Here is a 6,000-nt window from a genome sequence, read left to right on the forward strand (position 1 = left end):
GAAAGACGGTACGGAGAGCGAAGGGCTGCCATGACCGACATGCACATCCCCAAGAAGTCGCTCCGGGCGATTGACGCGCGCGGTGGCGACTCCATTGGCAACCTCGACGACTCGGTCTACAACCGGTTGCTCAAGGAACGCATCATCTTCCTGGGCAGTGAGGTGACCGACCAGGTCGCCAACCGCATCTGCGCGCAGCTGCTGCTGCTCGCCGCGGAGGACCCGGACCGCGACATCAACCTGTGGATCAACTCGCCGGGTGGCTCGGTCTACTCGGGCATGGCGATCTACGACACCATGCAGTTCATCGACAACGACGTGTCGACCGTGGCGATGGGCATGGCGGCCTCGATGGGTCAGCTGCTGCTCTGCGCGGGCACCAAGGGCAAGCGTTACGCCCTGCCGCACGCCCGGATCATGATGCACCAGCCGTCCGGTGGTCTGGGCGGCACGGCGTCCGACATCGCCATCCAGGCGGAGCAGATGCTCTACACGAAGCGGATGTTCCAGGAGCGGGTCGCGCACCACACCGGCCAAGACCAGTCGCAGATCGAGGCGGACTCGGACCGGGACCGTTGGTTTACCGCCCAGGAGGCCATGGACTACGGCTTCATCGACAAGGTGATCATCGGGGCCGCACAGGTTCCGGATGGCGCCGGGACCCTGAGCTGAGGAGCTGACGATGACCGACCTGAGCCTGCCGCCCCAGTTCGCGGCCGTGCACAACCGTTACGTGCTGCCGTCGTTCGTCGAGCGCACGTCGTACGGGGTCAAGGAGTCGAACCCGTACAACAAGCTCTTCGAGGACCGGATCATCTTCCTCGGCGTCCAGGTGGACGACGCGTCGGCCAACGACGTGATGGCCCAGCTGCTGACGCTTGAGGGCACCGACCCGGACCGCGACATCATCATGTACATCAACTCGCCGGGTGGCTCGTTCACGGCGATGACGGCGATCTACGACACCATGCAGTACGTCCGCCCCGACATCCAGACGGTCTGCCTCGGGCAGGCGGCCAGCGCCGCGGCCGTGCTGCTGTCGGCGGGCACCCCGGGCAAGCGGATGGCGCTCCCGAACTCGCGGATCATCATCCACCAGCCGGCCACCGAGGGCGGCTACGGGCAGGGCTCGGACATCGAGATCCAGGCCCGGGAGATCCTGCGGATGCGGACGCAGTTGGAGGACATGTTGTCCCGCCACTGCAACCGTCCCATCGAGCAGGTCCGCAAGGACATCGACCGTGACAAGATCATGACGGCCGAGGAGTCCAAGGAGTACGGGCTGGTCGACACGATTCTGACCAGCCGCAAGAAGGGTCTGCTGGCGACCCACTCCGCCAGCTGAGCGGTACCGGGTCAGAGGTTGGCCGGGGCGTGAAGTTCCCGGCCGGCCTCTGACACACCCGTTTTGGGGGTCGGAGAATGCCCCGCCAGCGGGTAACGTCGGGTCCGTACCGCTTCGCCGGTCGGGCCAGCGAAGCGAACCAAGCCGGGCGGCGCGCAGCGTCCGCAGGTCAGGGCCGGGTCTCCGGCCGACGAGTGCAGGGAGAACGTAGGTGGCACGGATCGGTGACGGCGGCGACCTACTGAAATGCTCCTTCTGCGGTAAGTCGCAGAAGCAGGTCAAGAAGCTCATTGCGGGCCCAGGGGTCTACATCTGCGACGAGTGCATCGATCTCTGTAACGAGATCATCGAAGAGGAGCTGGCCGAGTCCGGCGAGGTGAAGTGGGAAGAGCTTCCCAAGCCGATGGAGATCTGCCAGTTCCTCGACAACTACGTCGTGGGGCAGGACCAGGCCAAGAAGGCGCTCGCCGTCGCGGTCTACAACCACTACAAGCGCATCCAGGCAGAGGCGGCCAACGCGCCGGGCTCCGGCAGTGACGCCGTCGAGCTGGCCAAGTCCAACATCCTGCTGCTCGGCCCGACGGGGTGCGGCAAGACGCACCTGGCGCAGACCCTCGCCCGGATGCTGAACGTCCCGTTCGCCATCGCCGACGCCACCGCGCTGACCGAGGCGGGCTACGTGGGCGAGGACGTGGAGAACATCCTCCTCAAGCTGATCCAGGCCGCCGACTACGACATCAAGCGCGCCGAGACCGGCATCATCTACATCGACGAGGTCGACAAGATCGCCCGTAAGTCGGAGAACCCGTCGATCACCCGCGACGTCTCCGGCGAGGGTGTGCAGCAGGCCCTGCTCAAGATGCTGGAGGGCACGGTCGCCAACGTCCCGCCCCAGGGCGGTCGTAAGCACCCGCACCAGGAGTTCATCCAGATCGACACCACGAACGTGCTGTTCATCTGCGGTGGCGCGTTCGCCGGCCTCGACCAGATCATCGAGTCCCGCACCGGGCAGGGCGGCACCGGTTTCGGCGCCCGGCTGCGGTCGGTGTCCGAGCGGTCGACCGACGACATCTTCAGCCAGGTCATGCCGGAAGACATGCTCAAGTTTGGGCTCATCCCCGAGTTCGTCGGCCGGCTCCCCGTGATCACCAACGTGCGCAGCCTGGACCGCAGCGCCCTGGTGCGCATCCTGACCGAGCCGCGTAACGCCCTCGTCCGGCAGTACCAGCGCCTGTTCGAGTTGGACGGCGTCGAGCTGGAGTTCGACGAGCCGGCGCTGGAGGCCATCGCCGACCAGGCCATGCTGCGGGGCACCGGAGCCCGCGGTCTGCGGGCCATCATCGAGGAGGTCCTGCTCTCCGCGATGTACGAGGTGCCGAGCAACCCGGACGCCGCCCGGGTGCTGATCACCCGCGAGGTCGTCCTGGAGAACGTCAACCCGACGATCGTTCCGCGCGAGTTCACCGGGCGTCGGGCCCGGCGGGACCGCGAGGAGAAGTCGGCCTGATCGTCCCCGCGTCACGCCGGCCGTTCGTCACTGACGCGGCCGGCGCGACCGTGTCCGGCGGTCCCACTCGCCCGACGGGGTGACCGTCACCATCATCAGCCGAGCCGGTTCGTCGGCGTCGTTGCGGTAGCCGTGCTCCCGGTCGGCGTGGAACTCGATCGTGTCCCCGACCCGTACGGCGTGATCCTGCCCGTCCACGCGGACGACCACCGCCCCGGCGAGGACGTGCAGGACCTCCCGGGTGCCTCGGGGATGGTCGGCGGAGCGGTGTCGTTCTCCGGGTTCCAGCCGCCAGTCCCACAGCTCGACGAGGTCGGGTTCGCCGAGTCCGCTGAGCAGGTGGGCGGTGCCGCCGTGCTCGCCCTGCCAGAGCACGGGTGCCTCGGCCGTCGAGCTGATCCGCACGGTCTGCTCCTCGTCGGGCTCGAGCAGCCGGGCGATGTTGACGCCGAACGCGTCGGCGACCCGGCACAGCGTGCCGACGCTGGGGTTGGTGCGCGCGCTCTCGATCTGTACGAGCATCGCCTTGCTCACCCCGGACCGGCCGGCCAACTCCTCGAACGACCAGCCCCGGGCGGCGCGCAGCTCCCGTACCTGCCGGGCCACCGCGGCCGTCACCGCACTCACACGGCCACCTGCATCGGTCATCAAACTATCCTTCACGGTTACTATTGTGGTACGACAGTGGCATGCTCCCCATTCTCCTGGCAACGATGTCCGCAGTCGCGTTCGGCACCGCCGACTTCTCCGGCGGCAAGGCGTCCCGCCGCGCAGACCCCATCGCGGTGACCGTGGTCTCCCAGCTCCTGAGCGTCCCGCTGCTGGTCGCTCTGGTGCTTCTGGTGCCGGGGTCACCGACGGTCGCCGACATCGCCTGGGGACTGCTCGCGGGGACGGCGGGCGCGGGCGGCATCGTGCTGCTCTACCGGGCGCTCGCCGGCGGGATGATGGCCGTGGTGGCGCCGGTCACCGCGATCACCGCCGCCGTGGTGCCGATCGTCGCCGGCCTGTTCACCACCACCTTCCCCGGCGCCCCGGCACTCACCGGCGCCGGCCTCGCGGTGGTGGCGATCGCCCTGGTCAGCCTCGGCGAGGGCGGTGGCCGACCGAGAGTCCCCGCCCGACTGGTGGGGCTCGCCCTCGCGGCCGGCGCGCTCTTCGGCATCTTCTTCACCCTGCTCGGTCAGGCCAGCGAGAGCGCGGGCATGTGGCCGGTGGCAGCGGTACGGACCAGCTCGATCGCGTTCGGCCTGCTCCTCGCCGCCGGCACCGGTGTGCGACTGCGGCTCGAACGGCGGGTGCTCGGTTGGGCGGCCCTCGCCGGTCTGCTGGACAGCGCCGCCAACGCGCTCTTCCTGGCCGCTGCCGCGCGAGGGCACCTCAGCATCGTGGCGGCGATCGCCGCGCTCTACCCCGCGAGCACGGTACTGCTCGCGCTCGCCGTCGACCGCGAACGGCTGCGGCCGGTCCAGGTCGCCGGCCTCGGGTTCGCGGCGGGGGCTCTGGTGCTGGCCAGCATCTGAGGCTGTCCACAGCGGCCAGTCCGGTCGTACTCTTCTCTCATGCGCGTCGCCGTCTGTCAGCTCAACGCCCGGGACGACCGCAAGGCCAACCTGGCCGCCGCGGAGCTGCTGCTGGAACGCGCCGCCGCCGGCGGCGCGGACCTGGCCATCCTTCCCGAGTACGTCGACTATCTCGGCCCGGAGGCGGGTCTGCCGGAGCCGGAGCCGGTCGACGGCGAGGTGGGCAGCTTCTTCGCCGGGGTCGCACGGCGGCTGGGGATGTGGGTGCTGGCCGGGTCGTTCCACGAAGCCGGCCCGGACCCCGCGCACACCTGGAACACCTCGCTGGTCTTCGACCGCGCCGGCAGCCTGGCCGCGAGCTACCGCAAAATCCATCTGTACGACGTGGAGATCCCCGGTCGCGTCTCCTACCGGGAGTCCGAGACCGTCGCGCCCGGTGCCCAACCTGTCGTGGTGGACGTGGAAGGCCTCCGGGTCGGGCTGTCGATCTGCTACGACCTGCGCTTCCCGGAGCTGTATCGACGGCTCGCCACCGAGGGCGGCGCTCAGCTCCTGGTGGTGCCGGCGGCGTTCATGATGCACACCGGGCGGGACCACTGGGAGATCCTGCTCCGGGCCCGGGCGATCGAGAATCAGTGCTTCGTGGCGGCGGCCGGTCAGACCGGTGACCACGAGCCGGGCCGCACCTGCTTCGGGCGCAGCATGGTGGTCGACCCGTGGGGGACGGTCCTGACCCAGCTGCCCGACGGGCCGGGGGTGGCCGTCGCCGACCTGGACCTTGACCGGCTCTCCGTGATCCGGGCCGAGCTGCCGAGCCTCGCCAACCGCCGGCTCTGAGACTCAGCCCTCGAGCAGGACGCCGATCGTCGCTAGCCCGGCGATCACCGCGGCGGTGACCAGCAGGGCCGTGGTCATCCGGGACCTGCCGCGGCGGGCCAGTCGTCCGACCGAGAAGACCAGGACCACCAGCACGACCGCGCCGATCACCAGTTGCCAGAACGGCAGGAGGATGCCGAGCAGTGCTTCCTCGGCGAACACCGCGGTTTCCAGCCCGGACTCATCCATGACTGACACTCTGGCACGCCGACACCTGCCGCGTCGCCGACCACGATGCAGAGCGCGCCGGTCGACGTGACCCCAACCAGTGATGAACGCTGATTTGCCTTCTCCCGGCCGTCCGCGTAACTTTCTCTCTGCACGAGGGAGGCCGGACAAACCGGCCGACAACGGGCGCCAGGCTCGTGGCGGAGATGCCGAGCGAGACTGAGATCGGGCGGTGCGAAACACCTCGGAGACGGGGTTGCGGACGCGAAGCCGACCGGGTAGAGTTCTGAGGCCGGCAGGAGCCGGGCGGAGAACCGCGCAGCGGCGATCGGCCGGTCTGCGGTTTCCCACGAGAGTAACGACCGCCGGATACGGCGTGCGTCATCGTGGGTCCGGGCGAACCAGATTGATCACCTCAAATACGAGGTTGACAATGAAAGTTCGACCGAGTAGGTTTGAGCGGTTGCCCCGAAACGGGGTTCCACGGATGTGGAGCTTCTGATCGGTGTGTGGTTGTTCTTTGAGAACTCAACAGGGTGCTTGTAAAGCCAGTGCCAATTATGATTTATACCCCGGACTGG

At 68.5% G+C, this 6,000-nt stretch carries 7 protein-coding genes; 5 read left to right on the plus strand and 2 right to left on the minus strand.

All coding sequences use genetic code 11. From position 1 onward, the window contains the following. Positions 1 to 30: 30 nt before the first annotated feature. From ACLQ25_RS26935 to clpX, 3 genes are all read left to right on the plus strand, one after another. Entirely contained in the window at positions 31 to 672 is a 642-nt protein-coding gene (locus ACLQ25_RS26935; RefSeq protein ID WP_088988027.1) for an ATP-dependent Clp protease proteolytic subunit, read from the plus strand. 10 nt (positions 673 to 682) lie between these two features. Continuing rightward, complete coding sequence (locus ACLQ25_RS26940; RefSeq protein WP_357133539.1) at positions 683 to 1,345, plus strand: ATP-dependent Clp protease proteolytic subunit; 663 nt, start codon at positions 683 to 685, stop codon at positions 1,343 to 1,345. Positions 1,346 to 1,556: 211 nt separating this feature from the next. Then, positions 1,557 to 2,852 carry an ATP-dependent Clp protease ATP-binding subunit ClpX gene (gene clpX, locus ACLQ25_RS26945; protein ID WP_145779357.1) on the plus strand — a complete coding sequence of 432 codons (1,296 nt, stop codon included), beginning with the start codon at positions 1,557 to 1,559 and terminating at the stop codon, positions 2,850 to 2,852. Positions 2,853 to 2,879: 27 nt separating this feature from the next. Here clpX and ACLQ25_RS26950 read toward each other — a convergent pair whose 3' ends face one another. Then, the gene (locus ACLQ25_RS26950) at positions 2,880 to 3,479 is read right to left on the minus strand and encodes a helix-turn-helix domain-containing protein (protein WP_425733572.1); all 600 of its coding nucleotides are present in this window, start codon (positions 3,477 to 3,479) and stop codon (positions 2,880 to 2,882) included. 62 nt (positions 3,480 to 3,541) lie between these two features. Between ACLQ25_RS26950 and ACLQ25_RS26955 the strand changes: the two genes are divergently transcribed. Next, on the plus strand, positions 3,542 to 4,375 hold the full coding sequence (locus tag ACLQ25_RS26955) for an EamA family transporter (protein WP_425733573.1): 834 nt from the start codon (positions 3,542 to 3,544) through the stop codon (positions 4,373 to 4,375). 39 nt (positions 4,376 to 4,414) lie between these two features. After that, positions 4,415 to 5,212, plus strand: coding sequence for a carbon-nitrogen hydrolase family protein (locus ACLQ25_RS26960; RefSeq protein WP_425733574.1), 798 nt, complete (start codon positions 4,415 to 4,417; stop codon positions 5,210 to 5,212). A gap of 3 nt (positions 5,213 to 5,215) precedes the next feature. On the opposite strand, the gene ACLQ25_RS26965 is transcribed toward ACLQ25_RS26960, so the two are convergent. Next, positions 5,216 to 5,440, minus strand: a complete 225-nt coding sequence (locus ACLQ25_RS26965; protein WP_425733575.1) for a hypothetical protein — start codon at positions 5,438 to 5,440, stop codon at positions 5,216 to 5,218. Positions 5,441 to 6,000 lie beyond the last annotated feature (560 nt).

The sequence above is a fragment of the Micromonospora sp. DT44 genome (genome assembly GCF_049841635.1).
Taxonomy (GTDB): domain Bacteria; phylum Actinomycetota; class Actinomycetes; order Mycobacteriales; family Micromonosporaceae; genus Micromonospora.

What these genes read in the sequence shown, in the direction of transcription:
- ACLQ25_RS26940 (WP_357133539.1), top strand. Translation starts at nt 683, where the DNA reads ATGACCGACCTGAGCCTGCCGCCCCAGTTCGCGGCCGTGCACAACCGT.
- ACLQ25_RS26935 (WP_088988027.1), top strand. Translation starts at nt 31, where the DNA reads ATGACCGACATGCACATCCCCAAGAAGTCGCTCCGGGCGATTGACGCG.
- ACLQ25_RS26955 (WP_425733573.1), top strand. Translation starts at nt 3,542, where the DNA reads ATGCTCCCCATTCTCCTGGCAACGATGTCCGCAGTCGCGTTCGGCACC.
- ACLQ25_RS26965 (WP_425733575.1), bottom strand. Translation starts at nt 5,440, where the DNA reads ATGGATGAGTCCGGGCTGGAAACCGCGGTGTTCGCCGAGGAAGCACTG.
- ACLQ25_RS26960 (WP_425733574.1), top strand. Translation starts at nt 4,415, where the DNA reads ATGCGCGTCGCCGTCTGTCAGCTCAACGCCCGGGACGACCGCAAGGCC.